Origin of the sequence: Microbispora sp. KK1-11 (assembly GCF_006874435.1) — a bacterium.
Taxonomy (GTDB): Bacteria; Actinomycetota; Actinomycetes; order Streptosporangiales; family Streptosporangiaceae; genus Microbispora; species Microbispora catharanthi.
Genome location: NZ_VIRJ01000098.1, coordinates 1 through 1,141, shown reverse-complemented (window position 1 = coordinate 1,141; position 1,141 = coordinate 1). Strand labels below are relative to the sequence as shown.

The window sequence follows — 1,141 nt, the reverse complement described above, 5'->3', positions numbered from 1 at the left end:
TCCCGGTCGAGGAGCTGGCGGTGGGTGACCGTTTCGTGGTCCGGCCGGGGGAGAAGATCGCCACCGATGGGGTGATCGAGGAGGGCAGCTCGGCGGTCGACGCTTCGATGCTCACCGGTGAGTCGGTCCCGGTCGAGGTCGGGGCGGGCGATGCGGTGAGCGGGGCGACGGTGAACGCCGGTGGGCGGCTGCTGGTGCGGGCCACCCGGGTCGGGGCCGACACCCAGCTCGCCCAGATGGCGCGCCTGGTGGAGGAGGCGCAGACGGGTAAGGCGCAGGTGCAGCGCCTGGCCGACCGCATCTCCGGCATCTTCGTGCCGATCGTCATCGCGTTGTCGGCGGCGACGCTGGGGTACTGGCTCGGCACGGGTGAGGGGGCCGGGGCGGCCTTCACCGCCGCGGTCGCGGTGCTGATCATCGCCTGCCCCTGCGCGCTGGGGCTGGCCACGCCGACCGCGCTGCTGGTCGGCACCGGCCGCGGCGCCCAGCTCGGCATCTTGATCAAGGGTCCTGAGGTGCTGGAGTCGACCCGGGCGATCGACACGGTCGTGCTGGACAAGACCGGCACCGTCACCGAAGGAAAAATGACCCTGGTCGAGGTGCACCTGGCGGACGGGCAGGACCGTGAGGAGGTGCTGCGCCTGGCCGGGGCCCTGGAGCACGCCTCCGAGCACCCCATCGCCCAGGCCATCGCCCGCGGCGCCGCCGAACGGGTGGGGACCCTGCCGGCACCGGAGGATTTCGTCAATGTCGAGGGGCTGGGGGTGCAGGGGGTCGTGGACGGCCACGCCGTTCTGGTGGGCCGGCCCCGTCTGCTGGAGCAATGGTCCCAGCACCTGCCTGCGGGTCTGGCCCGGGCGCTGGAGGAGGCGCAGGCCGGCGGCCGTACGGCGGTGGCGGTCGGCTGGGACGGTGAGGCCCGGGCGGTGCTGGTGGTGGCCGACACGGTCAAGCCGACCAGCGCGGAGGCCATCGCCGACCTGCGCGCCCTGGGCCTCACGCCGGTGCTGCTGACCGGCGACAACCAGGCGGTCGCCCGGACGGTCGCCGCCCAGGTGGGCATCGATGAGGTGATCGCCGAGGTGTTGCCGGCCGACAAGGTCGATGTGGTCAAACGGTTGCAGGCCGAGGGCAAGACCGT

At 73.1% G+C, this 1,141-nt stretch carries 1 protein-coding gene; it reads left to right on the top strand.

The genetic code is table 11. The annotated features are described in order from the left end of the window. Positions 1-1,141: cation-translocating P-type ATPase (locus tag FLW16_RS42880; RefSeq protein WP_142566715.1), on the top strand; the 1,141-nt coding region annotated here is incomplete at both ends.